The organism is Streptomyces sp. NPDC002499 (assembly GCF_053595415.1).
This window is the reverse complement of the sequence record NZ_JBSFXO010000017.1, coordinates 129571-151183: the sequence shown is the minus strand read 5'-3', so window position 1 is coordinate 151183 and position 21613 is coordinate 129571. Positions and strand designations below refer to the sequence as shown.

General features: G+C 68.4%; 15 protein-coding genes. 6 read left to right on the top strand and 9 right to left on the bottom strand.

What is annotated here, in order from left to right; all coding sequences use genetic code 11:
* Nucleotides 1-63: 63 nt before the first annotated feature.
* Nucleotides 64-1815 carry a glycoside hydrolase family 6 protein gene (locus tag ACWD5F_RS41005; RefSeq protein WP_451261297.1) on the bottom strand — a complete coding sequence of 584 codons (1752 nt, stop codon included), beginning with the start codon at nucleotides 1813-1815 and terminating at the stop codon, nucleotides 64-66.
* Nucleotides 1816-2443: 628 nt separating this feature from the next.
* Here ACWD5F_RS41005 and ACWD5F_RS41000 point away from each other — a divergent pair.
* From ACWD5F_RS41000 to ACWD5F_RS40985, 4 genes are all read left to right on the top strand, one after another.
* Entirely contained in the window at nucleotides 2444-5362 is a 2919-nt protein-coding gene (locus ACWD5F_RS41000; RefSeq protein WP_451261296.1) for a glycoside hydrolase family 48 protein, read from the top strand.
* A 239-nt stretch (nucleotides 5363-5601) separates the two neighbouring features.
* On the top strand, nucleotides 5602-6624 hold the full coding sequence (locus ACWD5F_RS40995; protein WP_451261295.1) for a LacI family DNA-binding transcriptional regulator: 1023 nt from the start codon (nucleotides 5602-5604) through the stop codon (nucleotides 6622-6624).
* 231 nt (nucleotides 6625-6855) lie between these two features.
* Nucleotides 6856-7998: a GH12 family glycosyl hydrolase domain-containing protein gene (locus ACWD5F_RS40990; RefSeq protein ID WP_451261294.1), complete on the top strand. Its 1143-nt coding sequence runs from the start codon at nucleotides 6856-6858 to the stop codon at nucleotides 7996-7998.
* Nucleotides 7999-8206: 208 nt separating this feature from the next.
* A complete protein-coding gene (locus tag ACWD5F_RS40985; RefSeq protein WP_451261293.1) occupies nucleotides 8207-9019 on the top strand; it encodes an amidohydrolase family protein in 813 nt (270 codons plus the stop codon).
* Here the strand turns inward: ACWD5F_RS40985 and ACWD5F_RS40980 are convergent.
* From ACWD5F_RS40980 to ACWD5F_RS40945, 8 genes are all read right to left on the bottom strand, one after another.
* Nucleotides 9009-10580 carry an MDR family MFS transporter gene (locus tag ACWD5F_RS40980; protein ID WP_451261292.1) on the bottom strand — a complete coding sequence of 524 codons (1572 nt, stop codon included), beginning with the start codon at nucleotides 10578-10580 and terminating at the stop codon, nucleotides 9009-9011. The two genes, ACWD5F_RS40985 and ACWD5F_RS40980, sit on opposite strands and share 11 nt — an antisense overlap.
* An 87-nt stretch (nucleotides 10581-10667) precedes the next feature.
* Nucleotides 10668-12032, bottom strand: a complete 1365-nt coding sequence (locus ACWD5F_RS40975) for an MFS transporter (RefSeq protein ID WP_451261291.1) — start codon at nucleotides 12030-12032, stop codon at nucleotides 10668-10670.
* 257 nt (nucleotides 12033-12289) lie between these two features.
* A complete protein-coding gene (locus ACWD5F_RS40970; protein WP_451261408.1) occupies nucleotides 12290-13615 on the bottom strand; it encodes an acyl-CoA dehydrogenase family protein in 1326 nt (441 codons plus the stop codon).
* 191 nt (nucleotides 13616-13806) lie between these two features.
* The gene (locus tag ACWD5F_RS40965) at nucleotides 13807-14322 is read right to left on the bottom strand and encodes a nuclear transport factor 2 family protein (RefSeq protein ID WP_451261290.1); all 516 of its coding nucleotides are present in this window, start codon (nucleotides 14320-14322) and stop codon (nucleotides 13807-13809) included.
* Entirely contained in the window at nucleotides 14319-15611 is a 1293-nt protein-coding gene (locus ACWD5F_RS40960; RefSeq protein WP_451261289.1) for an acyl-CoA dehydrogenase family protein, read from the bottom strand. The genes ACWD5F_RS40965 and ACWD5F_RS40960 overlap by 4 nt, the downstream gene beginning before the upstream one ends.
* 171 nt (nucleotides 15612-15782) lie before the next feature.
* A complete protein-coding gene (locus tag ACWD5F_RS40955; protein ID WP_451261288.1) occupies nucleotides 15783-17081 on the bottom strand; it encodes an acyl-CoA dehydrogenase family protein in 1299 nt (432 codons plus the stop codon).
* Nucleotides 17082-17155: 74 nt separating this feature from the next.
* Nucleotides 17156-17731 carry a flavin reductase family protein gene (locus tag ACWD5F_RS40950; protein ID WP_451261287.1) on the bottom strand — a complete coding sequence of 192 codons (576 nt, stop codon included), beginning with the start codon at nucleotides 17729-17731 and terminating at the stop codon, nucleotides 17156-17158.
* Nucleotides 17732-17767: 36 nt separating this feature from the next.
* Nucleotides 17768-19063: an acyl-CoA dehydrogenase family protein gene (locus ACWD5F_RS40945; protein ID WP_451261286.1), complete on the bottom strand. Its 1296-nt coding sequence runs from the start codon at nucleotides 19061-19063 to the stop codon at nucleotides 17768-17770.
* A gap of 129 nt (nucleotides 19064-19192) precedes the next feature.
* On the opposite strand from ACWD5F_RS40945, the gene ACWD5F_RS40940 reads away from it, so the two are divergent.
* Nucleotides 19193-19894, top strand: coding sequence for a TetR/AcrR family transcriptional regulator (locus ACWD5F_RS40940; RefSeq protein ID WP_450353921.1), 702 nt, complete (start codon nucleotides 19193-19195; stop codon nucleotides 19892-19894).
* Between the two features lie 365 nt (nucleotides 19895-20259).
* On the top strand, nucleotides 20260-21567 hold the full coding sequence (locus ACWD5F_RS40935) for an MFS transporter (RefSeq protein ID WP_451261285.1): 1308 nt from the start codon (nucleotides 20260-20262) through the stop codon (nucleotides 21565-21567).
* The last annotated feature ends 46 nt before the right edge of the window (nucleotides 21568-21613 follow it).

The window sequence follows — 21613 nt, the reverse complement described above, 5'->3', positions numbered from 1 at the left end:
CCTGATCCATTCCTCGTCCTACGAGAGGGACCGAACCAGGGCAGTCACAACTGCGTCAGCCGATCACGACAGGGGCGGGTACGCGTTCTGGACCAACTGCTGGAACTGGGCGGAGAACCAGTGCCCGGCCAGCGGCGAGTTCGGCAGCGCGCCCGTGGCGTTGTTGCCGTTGCGCGCGTTGCCCCCGTATGTCGGGTCGCACATCCGGTCGAAGCCCTTGCCCTCGTCGTTGGGGACGGCCGCGCTGTTGCCGTCCGACTCCCCCGGCGGCTTGACCCACACGTAGGCGTCGATGCCGGTGGCCGGAGCCGCGGTCGGCCGTTCCCCGATGCCCGCGCCGCTCTGGTTGCACCAGTTGCCGGCGTGGATCCGCCGGTCGATCCGGGTGCTGTTGACGTAGCCGTCCACGGTGGTCTGCGCGCCGGGTCCGGTGGGCCGGGCGGAGCCGCCCCAGCCGTTGCGTGAGGTGTCGATCAGCATGCCGAGTCCGGAGTCGAATCCGGATGCGACGAGCTTGTCGCGCAGCGCCTGGGCGAAGGACTGCTCGTCCACGTACTGGTTCCAGTCCACCCACTTCGACTGCCGTACGGTCTGACCGTTCACGGTGTCGGTCACCTTGAGGTACGGCTCCTTGGTGGGGCTGTAGTTCGCGGTGTTGACGATGAAGCCGGCCACGTCGTTCACGCTCGCGCCGTTCGAGGTCGCGACCTTGTGGAACTCCTGCACCGCGGGATCGAGGTTGCTGTCCCAGCCGAGCCAGCCATGGTGGGCCGCGTCGATGTAGTTGTAGACGTTCGGGATGGCGCCCAGCTTGTCCAGGGCGTAGCCAACACCCTTCTCGTAGTTACCGTTGGACTTCATGGTCACGCACGCGTCGGTGGTCGTGGCGGTGCCGCCTGCGTTGGTGACCAGGTTGGGCAGTGAGTCGGGTTCGATGACGGTGGCGATCCGCAGGCCCGCGTACTTGGCGTCGGCCAGGATCGACGCGATGGGGTCGATGTACTGGGACTTGTACTTGTCGAGGTCGTTCGGCCCCAGTTCGCCGTTGGAGGCGAGAGCGGCGCAGTCGCGGCCGGGCAGGTCGTAGATGACGAGCTGGACGACGAGTTCGCCGGAGCCCTTCTGCCGCAAGGCCTCGTCGAGGTGGGCGCGCAGGCCCATCCCGCCGCTCACACCGTTGATGGCGGCGATGCGGTCCAGCCAGACGGCGGTGGGCTGGTTGGCGATGCGGCTGCCGCCCGGTTCGGCGGCGGCCTTCGCGGACCACTCGGGGTTCACGTACACCTTGGCACCGGTGTAGGGGTTGTTGGCACGGCTGCCGGTGTCGCCGCCTCCCCCGCCACCACCCGTTCCGCCACCGGTGTCTCCGCCGGTGCCACCACCCGTGCCGCCGCCGTTGTCGACGTTGCAGGCGACGCCGTCGAGCGTGAACGTGGCGGGCACGCTGTTGGTGCCGCTGTACGAGCCGTTGAAGCCGAAGCTGACCGAACCGCCGCTCGCGAGCGAGCCGTTGTAGCTCTCGTTGGCGGCGGTGACGTCGGCGCCGCTCTGGCTGAGCTTCGTGTTCCAGGCGTTGGTGACCTTCTGGTTCCCGGCGTACGTCCACTTCACGGACCAACTCGACTTGGCGGCCGCGTTGTTGGTGATGGTCACGGCGGCGGTGAAGCCGCTGTCCCACTGGCTCTGCACCTTGTAGTCGACGGTGCAGGGGACGGCCGAGGTGGCGGCGCCGGCCTGGCCGACGACGAGCGCTGTCCCGGTCGTCGCCGCGACCAGTGTCAAGGCAGCGAGGAGCGATGTCCTGGTGTGACTCATGAGTGCGGGTTTCCTTCTCTCGGTGGGGAGTTGCGGACGGAGGCCGCACGGACGATCGCGCGAGCCGACGTCCGGACCACGCCTGGGACAAGCAGGCGTTCCGGTGATCGGTGCGCGGGTACGTCCGGCATCTGCTCGAAGGCGCGGCCGTCCTGCCGCCGCCTCAAGGCCTCGGTCGTGCTGGGGGCGCCGGTCAGGCGTGGGATCGCCCGGCGGAGCTCCAAGGCGTCGATCGGCGTGATTCGGGCCGGCCGGGTTCATGTCCACGGCGCTTGCAGCCATGGCTCCCTGGACCGACAACACCAGGCACAGCAGTGCCCGAGAGAGCGTCGCTGACTAAAAGTACTGAATGCGGGGGGTGTCGCATGAGCGAGTCCTTACAGCTTGGCGCGCCGCTACGGACGCGTCGCCTGATGGAACCGCTCCCACTGGTGGGGAGGAAGTTAGCGGCAACTGACGGGGATTCATAGGGTCCTTGCGAAACTTTTCGCTGGATCGGCTCAGTTCGAACTTTGAACGCCCCGGCATCTTGACCGCGCCCGCCTTCATCCTCACGATGGGAGCGCTCCCACTGGATTCAGGCCTTGGCACCTCTCCGTGAGTCGCGTGACGCAAGGAGGAACAGCACATGGATCCCGGACGCAAACGCAGAGCCGTACGGCGGTTCTGGACCGCCGTCGCCGCCGCGTTCGCCCTTCCCCTGTCCATGCTCGCCACCGGCACGACCACCGCGAACGCGGCGACCGTGCAGTGCAGCGTCGACTACAAGACCAATGACTGGGGTTCAGGCTTCACCGCCGACCTCACCCTCACCAACCGCGGCACGGCCGCCATCGACGGCTGGACCCTGACCTACGGGTACTCGGGCAACCAGAAGCTCTCGAACGGGTGGAACGGCACCTGGTCGCAGTCCGGTCAGTCCATCACCGTGCAGAACGCCCCCTACAACGGGACGATCGCACCGGGCGCCGCCGTCTCGGCGGGAGCGCAGTTCAGCTACAGCGGCACCAACACCGCGCCGACCAACTTCGCGGTCAACGGCACCAGTTGCGTCGGTGCCCACCAGCCGCCGATCACCGTGCTGACCAGTCCCTCGGCGGGCGCGGTCTACTCGCAGGGCACCGCGGTCCCGCTCGCGGCGACGGCAGCGGCCGCGGACGGCGCGACGATCGGCAAGGTGGAGTTCTACGACGACACCACACTGCTCGGCACCGACACGAGCGCGCCCTACACGTACTCCGCCTCTGGATTGACCGTGGGCAGTCATTCCCTGCTGGCGAAGGCGTACGACAGTCTGGGCGCGTCCGCGGAATCCACCCCGGTCGGCATCACGGTCGCCGCGGGTCCCGCCGTGGTCGCCTCGACCACTCAACTCGCCGTCCAGCAGGGCAAGACGGGCACCTACGAGGTGAAGCTCTCGACCCAGCCCCCGGCCAACGTGACCGTGACGACCGCCCGGACCGGCGGCAACACGGGCCTGTCGGTCACCGGCGGGGCCTCGCTCACCTTCACCCCGTCGAACTGGAACACCGCGCAGAAGGTGACCGTCATGGCGGACTCCTCCGGCACGGGGGCGGCGACCTTCGAGTCGACGGCCGCAGGGCTCGCCAAGGCGACGGTGACGGTCACCCAGATCGCGGCGACGGGAACGTACAACGCCCGCTTCCTCGATCTCTACGGGAAGATCACCAACCCGGCCAATGGCTACTTCTCCCCCGAGGGCATCCCCTACCACTCGGTCGAGACGCTGATCGTCGAGGCACCCGACCAGGGCCATGAGACCACGTCGGAGGCGTACAGCTACCTCCTGTGGCTCCAGGCCATGTACGGCAAGGTCACCGGCGACTGGACCAAGTTCAACGGCGCCTGGGACATCATGGAGAAGTACATGATCCCCACCCACGCCGACCAGCCCACCAACTCCTTCTACAACGCCTCCAAGCCGGCCACCTACGCGCCCGAGGAGGACACGCCGAACCAGTACCCGACCGCGCTCGACTCGTCCGTGCCCGTCGGCTCGGACCCGCTGGCCGGTGAACTGAAGTCGGCCTACAACACCGACGACGTCTACGGCATGCACTGGATCCAGGACGTCGACAACACCTACGGGTTCGGCAACACCCCGGGCGGCAAGTGCGAGGCCGGCCCGGCCGAGACCGGCCCTTCGTACCTCAACACCTTCCAGCGCGGTCCGCAGGAGTCGGTGTGGGAGACGGTGCCGCAGCCGACCTGCGACGCCTTCAAGTACGGCGGAACCAATGGGTACTTGGACCTCTTCACCGGGGACAAGTCGTACGCCAAGCAGTGGAAGTACACCACCGCTCCGGACGCCGACGCGCGCGCGGTGCAGGCCGCGTACTGGGCCGACACCTGGGCGAAGCAGCAGGGCAAGGGCGGCGCCGTCTCCGCGACCGTGGGCAAGGCGGCGAAGATGGGCGACTACCTGCGCTACGCGATGTACGACAAGTACTTCAAGAAAATCGGCAACTGCGTCGGCCCGTCCACCTGCGCGGCCGGCACCGGCAAGGACTCCTCGCACTACCTGCTCTCCTGGTACTACGCCTGGGGCGGCTCCGCCGACACCAGTGGAGGCTGGGCCTGGCGCATCGGCTCCAGCTACGCGCACAGCGGCTACCAGAACCCGCTCGCCGCATACGCGTTGAGCGCCGACGCCGACCTGAAGCCCAAGTCGTCGACCGGCGCGGCCGACTGGGGCAAGTCGCTCCAGCGGCAACTGGAGTTCTACCGCTGGCTCCAGTCGGACGAGGGCGCCATCGCCGGCGGCTCGACCAACAGCTGGGCGGGCCGCTACGCGACCCCGCCGGCCGGGAAATCGACCTTCTACGGCATGTACTACGACCAGCAGCCCGTGTACCACGACCCACCGTCCAACCAGTGGTTCGGCTTCCAGGCGTGGTCGATGGAGCGGGTCGCCGAGTACTACCAGCAGACCGGGGACCCGCAGGCCAAGACGGTCCTCGACAAGTGGGTCAAGTGGGCTCTGTCCAAGACGACCATCAACCCGGACGGCACCTACCAGATTCCCTCCACCCTCCAGTGGTCGGGCCAGCCCGACACCTGGAACGCGTCAACTCCCGGCGCCAACAGTGGACTTCACGTCACCGTCGCCGACTACACCAACGACGTCGGGGTGGCGGCCGCGTACGCCAAGACCCTGACCTACTACGGCGCCAAGTCCGGTGACGCGAAGGCGAAGTCGACGGCGAAGGCGCTGCTGGACGGCATGTGGGGCAACTACCAGGACAGCCTCGGTATCGCCGTTCCGGAGACCCGCGCCGACTACAGCCGGTTCAACGACCCGGTCTACGTGCCGAGCGGCTGGACCGGCAAGATGCCGAACGGCGAAGCGATCAACTCGTCCTCCACGTTCGCCTCGATCCGGGCCTTCTACAAGAACGACCCGGCCTGGTCGAAGGTCGAGGCCTATCTCAAGGGCGGTGCCGCGCCCGTCTTCACCTACCACCGGTTCTGGGCCCAGGCGGACATCGCCCTGGCCATGGGCTCGTACGCGGAGTTGCTTGAGTAGCCCCCCGCCGGCGCTCCGCGTACGGACCCCGTCACCGGACGACGGGGTCACCGGCCGGGCGGCCCCACCCGCGTAGGGGCTGCCCGGCCATCCCAGGACCAGTTAGGTCCACCCACAGATCGGGAGCGCTCCCAATCCATGAAGGCAGGCCGACCTCGCCCGCAACTATGCCAGTGGTGAATTCGTGTGCTCATCCCCCTCCGGCCGGTAAGATCGGTGATCTCTTGGGGGAGGTGGTCATGGGCAGGCGACGCCCGGGGGCACCGACGCTGGAAGAGGTGGCCGCCCACGCGCGGGTGGGGCGGGGCACCGTCTCCCGTGTCATCAACAACGCGGCGGGCGTGAAGGATTCGACGCGCCGGGCCGTACAGCAGGCCATCGAGGAACTGGGTTACGTACCCAATCTCGCGGCCCGTTCCCTGGCGGGACGAGGGGCCGACGCCGTCGCCCTGGTCATGACGGAGCCGGACTGGCGGCAGTTCGCGGAACCCTTCTTCTCCGAGATCGTCAACTCGCTCGGGAACGCGCTGACCGACACCGGAATGCAGCTCCTGCTGACCCTCGTCCGCTCGGACACCGAGCGGCAGCGCTTCCTCGAGTACGCGCGCGGCGGCCGGGTCGACGGCGTCCTGCTGATGTCCGTGCACGCCGGCGACCCCCTGCCGGACATGCTCGCCGACGCCCGACTGCCGACCGTGCTGCTGGGGCGCCGTTCCGGAGAGGAGTACGTCAGTTACGTCGACGCGGACAACATCGGCGGCGCCCGCAGCGCCGTCTCTCATCTCGTCCAACGAGGCCGCAGAGTCATCGCCACCGTCACCGGGCCGCTCGACCTGTACGCGGCCCAGTGCCGGCTGCGCGGCTACGAAGAGGCCCTCAAACTCGCGGGATTGAAGATCGAGCCGACCCTTGCCGCCGAGAGCGACTTCACGGCGGACAGCGGACGCCGCGCCATGACCGAACTCCTCAGGCGGCATCCGGACATCGACGGCGTCCTCTCCGCGTCGGACACCACGGCCGCGGGCGCTCTGGAGGCCCTGCGCGCGGCCGGACGCCGGGTACCCGAGGACGTCGCCGTCATCGGCTTCGACGACTTTCCGCTGGCCCAGCAGACCGAGCCGCGACTGACGACGGTGCGTCAGCCGATCGAGGAGATCGGGCGGGCCATGATCAGGCTGCTCCTGGAGGAGATGGAGGAGGGCGCGGTGGCCTGGCGTCACGTCATCCTCCGCACCGAGCTTGTGGTCCGCGACTCGACCTGACCTCCGTCGGCACATCGGCCGGGGAGCGCACCACAGGTCGGCGTACTGCGTCTCGTCCCCGCGTCCGACCTGCGACTCCGAAATCGGTTCAACGGGTTCACGCTCACAGTCTTGTCATGGACCTGGACCATCCCTACAGTCCTGCCGAGCCAAGGATTGGGAGCGCTCCCATTCACCTAGTTGCGGGAGCACTGCCCCCCACCACCCCCCATCCCTCTGAAGAGGATCCGCATGCGTCCTTCAACGCACCATGCCCGCAGCGCGCGTGGCCTGCTCGGCGCGCTGCTCACCTCGCTCGTCTCGCTCGCCGCGCTTCTGACCACAACGCCGGCGGCACAGGCCGACACCTCGATCTGCCAGCCCTTCGGCACGACGACCATCCAGGGCCGCTACGTGGTCCAGAACAACCGCTGGGGCACCAGTGCCGCCCAGTGCATCAACGTGACGGACTCGGGGTTCAGGATCACCCAGGCCGACGGATCCGTCCCCACGAACGGCGCTCCGAAGTCGTATCCGTCGGTCTACAACGGTTGCCACTACACCAACTGTTCGCCGGGTACCAACCTTCCCGCCCAGCTCAGCACCATCTCCACCGCGCCGTCGAGCATCTCCTACAGCTATGTGAACGACGCGGTGTACGACGCCGCGTACGACATCTGGCTCGACCCGACGCCGCGCACCGACGGCGTCAACAGGACCGAGATCATGATCTGGTTCAACAAGGTGGGATCCATCCAGCCGATCGGCTCCCCCGTCGGCAACGCCACCGTGGGCGGGCGTGACTGGCAGGTGTGGTCGGGCAGCAACGGCTCGAACGACGTGCTGTCGTTCGTCGCACCGTCGGCGCTCTCCAGCTGGTCCTTCGACGTCATGGACTTCGCCCGGCAGGCCGTCTCGCGCGGACTCGCGCAGAACAACTGGTATCTGACGAGTGTTCAGGCCGGGTTCGAGCCATGGCAGAACGGCACCGGTCTCGCCGTGACGTCGTTCTCGTCCGCCGTGAACACCGGGTCGTCCGGCGGCAACCCCGGCGACCCGGGCACCCCCGGCGGCTCCAAGGCGTGCAAGGTGGCTTACGGGACGAACGTCTGGCAGGGCGGCTTCACCGCCGACGTCACCATCACCAACACCGGCTCCTCCCCCGTCAGCGGCTGGCAGCTCGCGTTCACCCTCCCCTCCGGGCAGCGGATCACCAACGCCTGGAACGCGAACCTGTCCTCGTCCTCAGGAGCCGTCACGGCAAGCAACGTGAGCCACAACGGCCAGATCGCGGCCGGCGGCCAGGTGTCCTTCGGGTTCCAGGGCACAACCGACGGAGCCTTCGCCAAGCCCTCCGGCTTCAACCTGAACGGGACGGCCTGCACGACCGCCTGACACACGCTCGATCTCCGGGGCTCGCCCGTCCGCCGCACGGACCGGCGAGCCCGGGAGGCCTGACGGGAACGGCACGCTGACTCAGATCGGACATCCCACGGGAGAGGGCTGGTTGTGCGCGCCACTCGGAGGTTAGGGTTCTAGTAAGCGATCGCTTAGCCCTTCGGGAGCAGCACGGTCGGCGGCACCGGGAGAGGCAGGGAGTCCGATGGCGGTCATCGACGCGTGGATGCAGCACCCCACGCTCCGTTTCTCGAATCACGAGATGTTCGAGTCGTTGCGCCGGTGGACGGGAGGAGGTCTGCTGGAGGAGCCGTTGCCGGTGCAGGCCACGGTGTCCGCGATGGCCGCGGCCGATGTCGAGATCGGCCTCTCGGCGGCCTGGTACGGACCCCAGGGGCCGCTGATCAGCAACGACGAGGTGGCGGAGTTCGTCGCCCAGTCCCAGGGACGGCTGCGCGGGGTGGCCGGCGCGGATCTCACCCGCCCGGTCCAAGCGGTACGGGAACTGCGCCGGGCCGTTGAGGAACTCGGCTTCGTGGCCCTGCGGATCGTGCCCTGGCTGTGGCAACTCCCGCCCACCGACCGGCTGTACTACCCGCTGTACGCCGCCTGCGTCGACCTCGGTATCCCCTTCTGCACCCAGGTGGGGCACACCGGCCCGCTGCGGCCGTCCGAAACGGGCCGCCCCATTCCCTATATCGACCAAGTCGCGCTGGACTTCCCCGAGTTGACCATCGTGTGTGGGCACATCGGCTATCCGTGGACCACGGAGATGATCGCGGTGGCCGACAAACACGCCAACGTGCACATCGACACCAGCGCCTACACCGCCCGCCGTTACCCGCGCGAGCTGGTCGACTACCTGCGCGGCCGGGGGCGCAGGAAGGTGCTGTTCGGCACCAACTACCCCATGATCACCCCGGAGCAGGCGCTGGAGCACCTTGGTGAACTGGGCCTGGACGAGGAGGCCACGGAGTTGTTCCTGTCCGGCAACGCTCGACGGATCTTCAGCCTCTGAGCTCACCGAGTCCTGATCCGCCGGCGTCGCCACCCGCGAGCCGCTTCTCGGGAAGTACGACGGCAAGCACGGCGCCGACGAGGAACAGCGGGACCAGGTAGGCGAAGACCGGTGTCAGGGCGTGTTGGTAGGCCGCAACTACGGCGTCTTGGAGCCGAGTTGGCAAAGCGTGGACGAGTGCCGGTGTCAGGGACTCCGTGTCGCCGACTGTCCTACGGCCGGTCGAGGACAGCCTGGTGCCGAGTTGGTCGGTCAGCCGGCTGGTGAAGATCGCGCCGACCGCGGCGGTCCCGACCGTCGCGCCGATCTCGCGGAAGAAGTTGTTGGCGGAGGTCGCGGTGCCCACGTCGTCGGCGGGAAAGGCGTTCTGGACGGCCAGGACGAGGGTCTGGGACATGAGGCCGATGCCCACGCCCATGAAGAAGAGGTACCCGCAGATCAGGGCGAGAGGCGTGTCCACCTTGAGCGTGGAGAGCATCAGGGCCGTGACGGCGATGACGAGCGAACCGGCGATCGGATAGATCCTGTAGCGGCCGGTCCGGCTCATCTGGAGGCCGACCGGCAGGCTCGCGCCCATCAGGCCGACCACCATGGGCAGCAGCAACCAACCGGACTGCGCGGCGGTGACGCCGTAGACCATCTGCAGATACGTGGGCATGTAGCTGACGACCGCGAACATGCCGACGCCGATCACGATCATGCCGATCAGGGTGGCGATGTCGAAGATGGAGCTGCGGAACAAGCGCAGCGGGATGATCGGTTCGGCCACGCGGCTCTGCGAGTAGAAGAACAGGACCCAGGTTCCTACGCCCGCGCCGGCGAGGCCGAGGACGAGCGGGTCGCTCCACGCGTAGTCGGTGCCGCCCCAGTCCGCGACCAGCACGGTGCAGGTGACGGCCGCCGTCATGAGTGTGATGCCGACGTAGTCGACCGTGGCTTTGAGCGCCTTGCGCGGCAGGCGCAACGCCACGGCACACACGGCGAGTGCGAGCAGCCCGACCGGCAGGTTGATCCAGAAGCACCAGCGCCAGCCGATGCTGTCGGTGAACCAACCGCCGAGCAGCGGGCCGACGACAGACGACAGTCCGAAGATGACGCCGATCGGAGCCATGTACTTCGCGCGCTGGCGAGGCGGTACCAGGTCGGCGACGATCGCCTGCGAGGTGATCATCAGTCCGCCGCCGCCCAGGCCTTGGACGGCCCGACCGATGATCAGCATCGTCATGTCCTGCGCGGATCCGGCGATCACTGAACCCGCCAGGAAGAGGATGATTCCGCCGAGGTACAGGTTCCTGCGGCCGAGCAGGTCACCGAGGCGTCCGTAGACGGGCATCACGACGGTGGCGGCGAGGATGTAGGCCGTGGTCACCCACGCCATGTGTGTCACACCGTGCAGTTCGCCTACGACGGTGGGCAGTGCGGTGCTGACGATGGTCTGGTCGAGGGAGGCGAGCAGCATCACGGTCATCAGGCCGGCGTATATGAGTCCGAACCGGCTCTCACCGTCGAAGGAGTGCCGCTTTTCCTCCGGCGAGCGCGCCACGGAGAGGGAGTCACTCATCGGTTCTCCGGGGTGAGGGGGGATGAACAGGAGGCGGGGGCCTGATGGCTGACAGGGCATCAGGCCGCCGGAGGGGTCCTCACGCCGTCATGCCGGCTCGGCGGTGTTGTCGGGGAACTTCTCGATCGTCCACGGTGCCGGGAACTTGGGCAGTGCCGCCGCCAGGGCGACGGCGACCATCGTCAGGGCGGTGAGTGTGAGGACCGGCACGGTGTAGCTTCCGGTCGCGGTCTGCACCGCGCTGACCAGGAACGGCGAGATACCGAGTGACAGGGTGGAGATGGCCAGCGTCAGTCCCTGCAGTTGCGCGAACGAGGCGAGGCCGAAGTACCGCGCGATGAGGTAGGGGCCGAGCGACGACTCGGCGCCGGTGGCGAAGCCGAGGAGGATCATCGCGATGAACAGCAGGGGCGCCGAATTGTGGTTCACGAGTGCGATGAGAAGCCCGACCGGCACTGCCGCGAGCATCGGGACGACCACTCGGGGCCGGTCGGTCCGGTCCAGGATCATCCCACCGGCGAGAAGGCCGACGACCGACGCGGCGAACAGCGCCGACAAGGACAGCGAGACCGTCGCCTCGTCGAATCCGCGCTCGCCGAAGAAGTCGACCGCGTTCTGCCGCACGGTCATCGGGCCGGCCGCCGCGAAGGCGAGGGAGACCGTGATGGATATCCAGATCCGTGTCCGGACCGCCTTGCGCAGCGGAATGCCCGGCAGGCGGGGCAGCTCGACTCCAGGTCCCGTCACAGGAGGTCCCGTCACAGGAGGTCCCATCGGCTGCCGCGGCTCCGCCGGCTCCGAGATGAGGAAGACAGCCGTCGGGATCGCCACAAGGGCGATCATCGCGCCCACGAGGAGGTAGGTGCCCTTCCACCCGAGACCCGCGCTGCCGCTGATCAGCCACTGGAACACGGGCGAGAGCACGGCGGCGGCCACGCTGGAGGCGATCCCGATGAGGGCGAATCCGACGCCCTTGTGCTGCGGCAGCCAGGTCGAGACGACTTTGAAGACGACAGCCAGGCTTGACATGAAGCCGAACACGGCCGCCAGGATCAGCACGATCGCCAGCAGGGGAACGCTGGACCCGCACAGCGGTATGAGAGCGGTCATCGCGGCGTAAAGGACGGCGGAGGGGATCGCGACCCTGCGTGCGCCCAGTCGATCCACCCAACGGCCCGCGAACGGCAGGACGATCGGGCCGATGAACAATGGGAGCGAGACGAACAGGAGAATGCCGGCGGCCTTGGCGGTGCCCGTGTCGTGGGAGAACGACGGCACGATGAACGTGGTCATCGCGGAGAGTCCGGAGGGACTCACCAGAACAAGGAGCAGACAGCCGGCCAGCGCGGCCTTGGCGCCCGGTGGTGCCTTCCAGAGGTCGGCGAGGTAGGACTTCCAGCCTGCTTCGGACGAAGACGGGACGGTGTCGTCCGTCGGCACGGAAGTGGTCATGGGAAAGCCTCCGTTACGGAAACGCCGCGGCCCCATTGGCGCGGCGAGCTGGTGCAGAGGGCGGCTCAATCGGTCAGGGACCGAGGGTGTGAAGCGGTGGAACGCGTTGCTTCCGATCCGCTGCGGGAGCTGCTCCGGCGGTCGGAGGGGCCGACGTCAACTGCTGTTCGACGTCGGCCTGTCGGGTTCGGCCGTGCACCGGTCCCGGTGCACGATCGGCTCCGACGACGGGACCGGCGGTGACACCGCCGCTCGGTTCACGCCGGGCGCGGCACCGGGCCCGGGACACTGCCGTTGGCCGCGTGCGGAGGCAGCTTTCCGGGAGGGGGCGAGCCCAGGGCGGCTATCACCGGGAGCGGCTCCAGTCCGAAGATGTCCCGACCGTTGATCTCCGCCATCGGGTCGATCCGGAACGCGCCGTGGGTCGCCAGCACATGCACGTCCCGGACGAAACGCTGGATCGGGTTGGACAGGCCGACGGTCGAGGAACCGAGTGCCAGCTGCAGCCCGTCGATCACCTGGAGACAGGCGTGGATCTGATGGACGAGGTCCATCGTGATCTCCGGTTCGTCCCACGGGTGGAAGTCCTCACCCGCCAGGGCGCGCCGGTCGATCTCGTCCGCCTGCCGCTCGATGACCGCCGCGGCCGTGTTGATGACGGCCCTCGCCTTGCCGGCCACGACCTGCGTCGAGGCCATGTCGGCCATCGTCGGATACGGCAGGTTGAACGGCGGCCGCTTGGCGGCCTGTTCGACGAAGGCGCGGAGAGCGCCCTCGGTCATGCCGAGGGCGAGCGCCGCGAAGGCCGTCGTGGTGGCGACCATGGTTCCGGTCGCGGAGTGCATGAATCCGAGCCCCTGGTACTTGCCGCGCAGGGCGTCCATGCGGGCGGGCATGTCCATGGTGTGGATGACCCGGTACTCGGGGACGAACACCTCCTCGTCGGCGCGCACACTGTTGCTCGACGTGGCGCTCATGCCCATGACCTGCCAGTCGTCGACGACCGTGTACTGGTCCTGCGAGAGCAGACCCATCGCACGACGCCGTTCTCCGGTCTTGGGGTCGTCGTACTCGAACCCGACCGAGCCCCACTTCGCGATCTTGCAGCCGCTGCCGAACGCCCACTTGCCCTTCACCATCCAGCCGCCCTCGACCTTGCGACCGTCGCCGACCTTGGGGGCGAAGACGGTGGCACCGAACAGGAGTGGTCCCTGCCAGGTGTCGATGTCGGCGAAGACCTCGTCCTTCACACGGTCGTCGAGTGCGAGCGCGCTACGGGACGCGCTGGAGACGATCACCGTCCAGCCGGCCGACCCGTCGACGCGTCCGAGTTCGCGCACGACCTCCGTGGTGTCGCGAGCACCGAGTGCGAACCCGCCCAACTCCACCGGGATGGTGATGCGGAAGACGCCGATCTCGTGCAGCACCGAGACCGTCTCGGGTGCGAGCGTGCCCAGCAACTCGCCCTCGCGGGCACGTTCGGCGAGGCCGGGAGCCGCAGCGCGCACCGCGTCGCGCATGTGCCGTCCCTCCTCGCTGATATGAGGCGACTCGGGGAACCTGCTCACTTTGGGCAACGTCATGGTCATCTCAGTTCTCTTTCTTCATCCTTGGGCATCGCCGACGCGTTCATCGCTGCGCACGGGTGGCGGCTGATCGCGGTGCGGGACAGGAGCACCTCGGCCCGGCTGCGTCCAAGACGGGTGGAGGAGGGGTCTTCGAGAGCGACAGCGGGGGCTGCGGCGACGGTCGGCGACCGGACCGAGCGCGCTCCTCAGGTCCCCGGCAGCGGCGCGGCCATCTTGCGGAAGGCACTCCAGTGCTCGGCGAGCTTGCCGTCGCGTACGCGGAACACCGTGACGATGTACCAGTCGTAGGTCTTCCCGGGGCTCTCCGGGTCCGGCGTCGGCTGTTTCATCATCACGCAGGCCAGTTCGCCGTCCAGGACCACGCTGACCACCGGCGGCGGAGTGCCGTGTCCGGTCGGGACGTGGCGGAAGTGCTCGATGATGTTGTCCCGGCCGTTGCCGGGGGCGTTCGGGTCGTGCTGGACGTAGTCCTCGACGATGTAACGCTTCATCACGTCTTCGACGTTCTCCTGCACGGTGCCGTCGCGCACCATGCGCGCGAGGTCCGCCTCGAAGTCGACCAACAGACGCTTGACGGCGGTCCGTTCGGGGGTGTCGGCCTGGGCGACGGCCGCCTTGTAGTCCTCGCGGTCGAGCCAGGTGTCGTACAGCGCGGGGTCGTTGATGTGGGCGATGCCGTCGATGATGCTGAAGTCGTTCATGCGCGGATGGGCTCCTTGTCTCGGGACGGGTCTGTCGAGGCGCGGCGCTCGGGGACGGCGCCGCCGATCATGGCGAAGGGGGCCAGGCCCAGGAGGCGGCGTCCGTTCTGCTCCGCCAGCGGGTCGATGCGGATCGCGCCGTGCGAGGTGAGCACGCGGGCGTCGCGGACGAACCGCTGGATCGGGTTGGACAGGCTCACCGTGGACGAGCCGATCGTCTTCTGGAGGAGGTTGATCGCGTCCTCGCACAGGTTCGCCGCGTAGGCGATGGAGAGGCTCATCTCGGACTCCTCCGGCGGGGTGAAGTCGAGTCCCTCCGCGGTCCGCGCGTCGATCTGGTCGGCCGCGCCCTCGATCGTCGCGGCGGCGACGTTGATCATCGCGAGTGCCTTGCCCGCCGCGACCTGGGCGGACGCCATGTCGCCGATCGTGGGGTAGGGCAGGGTGAACGGCTTGCGCTTGTTCGCCTGCTCGGTGAAGCAGTCGAGCGCGCCCCGGGCCATGCCCAGGGTGATCGCGAGGTTCGCGAGCGTCGCGCAGAGCAGCAGCGCCAGACCGCGCTGCCCGTAGCCGAAGCCCGTGTAGCGGTCGTGCAACTGCTGCAGCCGCAGCGGGAATTCACCGAGGTCGATGAAGCGGTGCGCCGGGACGAACACCTCGTCCTGCACGCGCAGGCTGTTGCTGGACGATCCCGACAGACCCATGACGTCCCAGTCGTCGAGGATCTCGTACTGCTCCCGGCGGAGCGCGACCATGCCGCGTCCGCTGCCCCCGCCGGCGGGGTCGTACTCGATGCCGACCAGCGCCCAGCTCGCGTGCTTGCAGCAGCTGCCGAACGCCCACTTGCCCTGCACCATCCATCCGCCGTCGACGGCCCGGGCAGCGCCGACCTTGGTCGCGAACACGGAGGCGCCCACGATGGCCGGCCCGACCCAGTCCGCCGTCTCGGCGCGCACCTCGTCGACCACTTGTGCATCCATCGCGAGCACGTTCTTCACGCCCACGCCGACGAACCCGGCCCACCCCGCCGAACCGTCACCCTCGCTGAGCGCGGCGATCACCTCGACCAGGTCCCGTGCGCCGAGCCCGTACCCGCCCCACTCGACAGGCATGGACATGCGAAAGACACCGGCGTCATTGATCGCTTCGAGCACCTCGGGGGTGAGCGCCGCGATCTTCTCTCCCTCGCGGGCCTGAGAGCGGATCAGCGGGATGAGCCCGCGCACGCTGTCGCGGATCCGGCGGCCCTCGTCGGAGATCCACGGGGAGACCACGGGTGAGGCGGGCACCGGGGGTGGCATCGGCGGCAGTTGGCCGTCAAAAGCGGGCGGCGGTGGGGGGTTGCAGTCATCGAAGCACCATGATTTCTCTTACGTGCACTGAACAGTTCAGTGCATTCTGTAGACATGAAGATGGACAGGACGGGCAAGCGGAGTGCGAGGTCGCCCGGAGGCGTCGGCTCAACCCAGTGGGGAGGGCGGGGCGTCGGCGCCGCGCTGCGGCACCGCGGCGCCGACCATGGGGAACGGCTTGAGTCCGAGGATGCGTCGGCCGTTCTGCTCGGCGAGCGGATCGACGCGGATCGCCCCGTGCGAGGTGACCACGCGTGCGTCGCGTACGAATCGCTGGATCGGATTCGACAGCGAGACGGTCGAGGAACCGAGCGTCTTCTGCAGCAGATTGATGGCGTCCTCGCACAGGTTCGCCGCGTACGCGAGCGCGAGGCTGATCTCCGACTCCTCGTCGTCGCCGAATTCGAGACCGGCGTCGGTACGAGCGTCGACCTGGTCCGCGTAGCGTTCGATCGTCGAGCCGGCCAGGACGATCATCGCCTGCGCGCGCCCGACGGCCACCTGTGCCGAAGCCATCTCGGCGACGCTCGGGTAGGGCAGGGTGAACGGCTTGCGCCTGATGGCCTGTTCGGTGAAACAGGACAGCGCGCCGCGCGCCATGCCCAGCGTGATCGCGGTGCTGCTGAGCGCCACCGTCATCAGGAGCGCCCGGCCGCTCTGCCGGAAGGCGGCGCCGCTGTAGTGGTGTCGGATCCGGTCGAGCCTCGGCGGGAACTCGGCGAGGTCGAGGAAGCGGTAATCGGGGACGAAGATGTCCTCGGTGACTCGCAGGCTGTTGCTGGACGTTCCGGAGAGCCCCATGACGTGCCAGTCGTCGAGGATCTCGAACTGCTCCCGCTCCAGCACCACGACACCGCGACCGGTGCCGCCGGCTTCCGCGGGGTCGAAGGCGACTCCCACCAGCGCCCAGCGGGCATGCTTGCAGCCGCTGCCGAAGGCCCAGCGACCGTTGACCAGCCAACCGCCGTCGACCTTACGGGCGTTGCCGACCGTGGTCGCGAACACGGAGGCGCCGACGAGTGCCGGCCCCACCCAGCCCTCGATGTCCTTGCGGATCTCCTCGACCACCTGCGGTTGCAGGGCGAGGAAGTTGCGCAGTCCGACGCCGACGAAGGCACTCCAGGCGGCCGAGCCGTCTGCTTCACCCAAGGCCGCGACGACCTCGACGATGTCGCGGGCGCCCAACGCGCTGCCGCCCCACTCGACGGGCATCGTCATGCGGTAGACGCCCACCTCGTCCAGCGCCTGAAGCACGTCGGGGGTCAACGCCCCGATCCGCTCCCCCTCGCGCGCCTGCGACCGGATGAGAGGGACGAGGTCCCGGACCCAGCCGCGCAGCTCACGTCCGGCGTCGGTCAACCACGGCGACTCGACGGCCCTGACCTCCGGGGCGATGTGCTTGGACATCGGATCTCCTCATTGAGATTCAGCGAGAACAACGAACTCATCAGTAGGGGTGGGTGAGTTGGCAGCCGCCCCGCTCAGGCGGCGACGGCCGACCTGTCGCTGTCGTCGAGCCGCCGGAAGCGACTTCCGTGGAAGACCAGGGGCTCGGCCGACGGCAGCGTCCACAGGCGATCTATCTCCAGCAGGGCGATGGTGTGGTCGCCCGCCGGGAGTTCGGCGCGGAGCGTGCAGGTGTACCAGGTGACCGCCCCGGGAAGGACCACCGCTCCTTCTCCGGTCGTCTCCCAGTGCACGTCGGCGAAGCGGGTCTCCTCCGCTCCTGCCAGCGCGCGGCACACCTCACCCTGCTGCTCGCCCAGGACACTCAGGCCCAGCCAGGGCAGTTGCCTGAGCTTGGGCCAGGTGCGCGACGAGGTCTGCATGCAGACCGAGACGAGGGGCGGGGCCAGCGATACGGAGGTGAAGGAGCTGACCGCCATTCCGACAGGGCGGTCGTCCACCATTCCGCACACCGCGATCACCCCGCTCGGGAAACGGCCGAACGCTTCTCGCAGGGCCTGCGCGTCCGTCGGTGCCACGGGGGTGGGCTGCGGCTCGAGACCGAAGCCCACCCCCGTGGGCTCATGGGACCTGGGCTCATTGATCGACATGGTCATCACGTTCTTTCTTCCTGTGGGGCGGTCGGCTCAGCCCACTTGGGGCACGCCGCCTGCGAACATCGGAAACGGTGCGAGTCCAAGGAGTTGGCGGCCGCTGAGCTCGGCCAACGGGTCGAAGCGGATCGCGCCGTGAGTGGCCAGCACGCGCACGTCCCTCGCGAAGCGCTGGATCGGGTTCTTGAGGCTCACCGTGGAGGAACCGATGGCCAGTTGGAGCTTGTCGATGGCGTCCGCGCACAGCCGCACGGCGTAGACGAGGTCCATGGTGATCTCGGACTCCTCGGCGCCCGTGAACTCGATCCCGGCCAGGGCGCGGCGGTCCACCTCGTCGGCGTGGCCGAGGATGGTCGCCTCCGCGGCGTTGATCATCGCCCGGGCCGTGCCGGCCGCCACCTGGGTCGACGGCATGTCCGCCACGGTGGGGTAGGGCAGGTTGAACGGTTTGCGGACCTTCGCCTGCTCGACGAAGCAGTCCAGGGTGCCGCGGGCCATGCCGAGCGCGACGGCCACGTTGCTGAGGCAGGTGATCAACATGAGCGCGCGCGTGTCGTTGCGGAACCCGAGGCCGGCGTAGCGCTCCCGCACGCTGTCCATGACCGCGGGGAAGTCGGCCAGGTCGACGAAGCGGTGGTCGGGGACGAACGCCGCCTCCTCGGCGGTGATGCTGTTGCTGGAGGTGGCCTTCAGGCCCATGACCTTCCAGTCGTCCAGGATCGTGTACTGCTCGCGGCTCAGCAGCGCCATCCCCCGGCGCGGGCGGCCTTCCGCGTCCTCGTAGGTCACGCCCACGGCCGCCCAGGCCGCGTGCTTGCACCCGCTGCCGAACGCCCACTTCCCGGAGACCAGCCAACCGCCGTCCGCACGACGTGCCGATCCCACGCTCGTGGAGAACACGGATGCACCGACGACCAGCGGCCCTATCCAGGTGTCGATCTCCTTGAAGACCTCGTCGACGGTCTGCTGGGGGAAGCCGAGGACATTGCGGATGCCGCCGGCCACGAAGACCGTCCAGGCGGCGGATCCATCGCCTTCGCCCAGCGCCGTGATGATCTCCACGGTGTCTCGCGCCCCGAGGGCGAAGCCACCCAGTTCGCCAGGAAGGGCGATCTTGAAGACACCCGCTTCGTGTATCGCTCTGAGCGTCTCAGGAGGCAGGGCGCCGAGCTGCTCTCCTTCCTGCGCTTCCTCCCGCAACAGAGAGGTGAGGGCGCGCGTCCGGTCCCGGATCTGCCGCCCGCGGTCACTGAGGCGGGGAGAGGAGCGCCGCTCGGTCGACGCGGCGACGTCGGCTCCGGAAGGGGTTGGAGAGGGTGGCTTGCTCATGGAGTGCCTTCCTTTCAGACTGAACTGCACCGTTCAGTTCAGTTGAACCGTACGGTAGGGTTCAGTGAAAGGTCAAGTGATGAGATGCGTACCGGTTCCCACCAGGGCCGGGATTCAGCGAGGAGTGAGATGGCTGAGCGGGAGCACCCCCAGCGCGCAGGCTCGAGCGGGCGAAGCAAGCGGGCACCCATTCTCGACGCGGCCGTCGAGCTGTTCCTCGAACTCGGTTTCGATCAAACCTCGATGGACGCCGTGGCGGCGAAGGCCGGCGTCTCGAAGACGACCGTCTACGCCCACTTCGGCGACAAGCTGGAGCTGTTCCGTGCGGTGATCGCCCGCGGAGGAGCCTCTCTCGACTTCGACCTGGACCAGACGATGCTCGCCTCCGTCGACGATCCGCAGGAGAGGCTGGCACGCATCGTCCTGAAGCTCCTCCAGGCCACGACCGCCCCGACCTATCTGGCCTTCATTCGCGTCCTGACCGTCGAAGCGGGCCGCCGCCCAGAGCTGACGGAGGCGATTCGGTCCCTCGGCGTGCCCCATGTGGTCGACCTGGTGGCCGTGGCTCTGCGCGATGACGCACGGCAGCGCGGCTACACCCTGCCCGACCCGGAGGCGTACGCAGGACTGTTCGTACGCATGACGGCGGCGGGACCCCAGATGGACGCGCTGCTGGATCCGGAGGCAGACCGCAACCCGGCCCACTTCGAGGCGTACGCCCGATGGACGACCGCCGTCTTCCTGCGGGGCCTGCGCGCCGGCGACCTTCCGAACGCCCCCGACTCCGCGATGAGCCAGGTCTTCCCCCGACTGTCGCGGGCGACCTCCTGACCTGCGCCGTGGCGTGGCGGGCGAACCCCTCCGCGCCACGGCGTCCTTGAGCACCTCCGGCGAGTACCCGACCACCCCACACTCCGACCTCCGCACTCCCCCACGGGCCAGCGATGGCAAATCACCTCATGCAAGCCTCTTGACCGATGAACTGGACTGAACCGTACAGTTCATCAATCGGAGTGCCCCTCAGCACTCGGCGCCTCAGCGAGCCACTGGCAGCACGAGACCGCCCCGCCCGCTCAGCCGGCGGCCGCCATCTCCTTGCTTGAGGAAGGACGATGATGTCCCCATCCCCGCCCAACCCCGAATTCGCTCTGCCCGGTCAGCCGGGTGCCCCTTCCCCCGTCCCCCTGCGGGAGTCCTTGTCCGCATTGCGCGGCTACCCCGCACCGGCGTGGAAAGCAGCGATCGCCTGCGTGCTCGCCATGGTGCTGAGTCCCCCAGCCCTGGTCACGACCGTCACGTTCCTCATCGCCCCGGTCGCAAGGGACTTCAACTGGTCTCCCTCGGAAACGTTGAGCATCTTCAACATCCCCACCGTTGCCGCCCCCTTCGTTCTCCCCCTGGCCGGCCGACTGGTCGACCGCTGGGGCGCCCGGGCCGTCGCCGTTCCGGGCACCGCCCTCTACGCGATCGCGACGGCCGCGGTGGCACTCGTGGGCGCGAACGGCGTCGTACTGACGGGGCTCCTGCTGGTGAGCACGGCCCTGGGCTACACCTCCATCCTCGGCGTGGTGTACAAGGTCGTCTCGGAGTGGTTCCCCCACCACCGAGGACTGGGCTACTCCATCCTCATAGGCGCGACCTCCAGCCTCGCCGGTGCCGCACTGTCACCTCTGAGCCAACTCTCCATCGACCATCTCGGGTGGCGGACGACCTACCTGCTGATCGGCGGAGCCATCCTGCTGATCGCCTTCCCGGCCCAGTACTTCCTGATGTACGAACCCACGTCGGCACCGCTGGACCGTAAGAACGTCGCTCCATCGCAGGGAAAGGGCCTGCCCGTACACAAGGAACTGCCGGGCTTCCCCCTGGGCCGGGCGCTCAAGAGCCGGGCCTGGTGGTACATGGTGCTGGTCCTGACCGTGGCGGCAGGCGTGGCGATGAGTGTGCGTCTGAACGCCGTGTCGCTCTTCGGCGGGCGGGGCTACTCCCCTACGGAGGTGTCCCTGTCGGTGTCGGTCATGCTGGTGGCCTCCCTCGCCGGGCAGATCCTCGCGGGCGTGGTCCTCGACCGGTCGCGCACACCTCGTGCCTTCGTACCGTTCATGGTGTGCCTGGTACTCGGCACGGTCATGGTCTTCGCCGCCACGGGCGACATGTGGGCCCTCTTCCTCACCATGGCCCTGCTCGGTGTCGTGACCGGCGCGGAGTCCACCACCGGACCGTTCCTCGTCGGGTGCTACTTCGGTATGCGGGCCTTCGCCCAGATCCAGGGCATCACCCTGGGCATCGTCAGTCTGGTCGGCATCGGACTCTTCCCCGTACTGGCACAGGGAGCCGCGGACAGCACGGGCGGCTACACGGTGACGCTCATCGCGCTCACCGCCGGAAGTCTGATCGTCCTTGCCCTGTCGCTCTTCCTGCCGCGTTATCCGAGCCCCGCCAAGAGCCCGGACGCCGACGAGCCGGAACCCCGTCACGCCGGTGACCGCACGGCCAACTTGTGACGGTCGCCGGCACAGGAGATCCCGGGAGGGCACGCGCTGCGCGTGC

Excerpts from the sequence above, each read along its gene's own strand:
- ACWD5F_RS41005 (WP_451261297.1), bottom strand. The coding sequence starts at position 1,815 with ATGAGTCACACCAGGACATCGCTCCTCGCTGCCTTGACACTGGTCGCG.
- ACWD5F_RS41000 (WP_451261296.1), top strand. The coding sequence starts at position 2,444 with ATGGATCCCGGACGCAAACGCAGAGCCGTACGGCGGTTCTGGACCGCC.
- ACWD5F_RS40995 (WP_451261295.1), top strand. The coding sequence starts at position 5,602 with ATGGGCAGGCGACGCCCGGGGGCACCGACGCTGGAAGAGGTGGCCGCC.
- ACWD5F_RS40990 (WP_451261294.1), top strand. The coding sequence starts at position 6,856 with ATGCGTCCTTCAACGCACCATGCCCGCAGCGCGCGTGGCCTGCTCGGC.
- ACWD5F_RS40985 (WP_451261293.1), top strand. The coding sequence starts at position 8,207 with ATGGCGGTCATCGACGCGTGGATGCAGCACCCCACGCTCCGTTTCTCG.
- ACWD5F_RS40980 (WP_451261292.1), bottom strand. The coding sequence starts at position 10,580 with ATGAGTGACTCCCTCTCCGTGGCGCGCTCGCCGGAGGAAAAGCGGCAC.
- ACWD5F_RS40975 (WP_451261291.1), bottom strand. The coding sequence starts at position 12,032 with ATGACCACTTCCGTGCCGACGGACGACACCGTCCCGTCTTCGTCCGAA.
- ACWD5F_RS40970 (WP_451261408.1), bottom strand. The coding sequence starts at position 13,615 with ATGACGTTGCCCAAAGTGAGCAGGTTCCCCGAGTCGCCTCATATCAGC.
- ACWD5F_RS40965 (WP_451261290.1), bottom strand. The coding sequence starts at position 14,322 with ATGAACGACTTCAGCATCATCGACGGCATCGCCCACATCAACGACCCC.
- ACWD5F_RS40955 (WP_451261288.1), bottom strand. The coding sequence starts at position 17,081 with ATGTCCAAGCACATCGCCCCGGAGGTCAGGGCCGTCGAGTCGCCGTGG.
- ACWD5F_RS40950 (WP_451261287.1), bottom strand. The coding sequence starts at position 17,731 with ATGTCGATCAATGAGCCCAGGTCCCATGAGCCCACGGGGGTGGGCTTC.
- ACWD5F_RS40945 (WP_451261286.1), bottom strand. The coding sequence starts at position 19,063 with ATGAGCAAGCCACCCTCTCCAACCCCTTCCGGAGCCGACGTCGCCGCG.
- ACWD5F_RS40940 (WP_450353921.1), top strand. The coding sequence starts at position 19,193 with ATGGCTGAGCGGGAGCACCCCCAGCGCGCAGGCTCGAGCGGGCGAAGC.